The organism is Streptomyces sp. NK08204, assembly GCF_020400585.1.
GTDB lineage: Bacteria > Actinomycetota > Actinomycetes > Streptomycetales > Streptomycetaceae > Streptomyces.
Genome location: NZ_JAINVF010000084.1, coordinates 1 through 602, shown reverse-complemented (window position 1 = coordinate 602; position 602 = coordinate 1). Strand labels below are relative to the sequence as shown.

Below are 602 nucleotides of genomic sequence, written 5' to 3'. Positions count from 1 at the left end.
CCGCGACGGCGGTTACGACGTCTCCGACTACACCGCCGTACTGCCCGAGTTCGGTGACCTCGCCGACTTCGTGGACTTCGTCGACGCCGCCCACCAGCGGGGCATGCGTGTGATCATCGACTTCGTCATGAACCACACCAGCGACCAGCACCCGTGGTTCCAGGAGTCGAGGCAGGATCCGGACGGCCCGTACGGCGACTACTACGTATGGGCCGACGACGACAAGCAGTACCAGGACGCGCGGATCATCTTCGTCGACACCGAGGCCTCCAACTGGACGTACGACCCGGTGCGGGGGCAGTACTACTGGCACCGCTTCTTCTCGCACCAGCCGGACCTCAACTACGACAACCCCGCCGTTCAGGAGGAGATCCTCTCCGCGCTGCGGTTCTGGCTGGACCTGGGCATCGACGGCTTCCGCCTCGACGCGGTGCCGTACCTGTACCAGCAGGAGGGCACCAACTGCGAGAACCTGCCCGCCACCCACCAGTTCCTCAAGCGGGTGCGCAAGGAGATCGACGCCCAGTACCCCGACAAGGTCCTGCTGGCGGAGGCCAACCAGTGGCCGGAGGACGTGGTCGACTACTTCGGCGACTTCCGCT

General features: G+C 65.4%; 1 protein-coding gene. It reads left to right on the top strand.

Annotated elements, in window-relative coordinates; genetic code table 11:
- Positions 1–602: alpha-amylase family glycosyl hydrolase (locus K7G59_RS34405; protein ID WP_263977109.1), on the top strand; the 602-nt coding region annotated here is incomplete at both ends.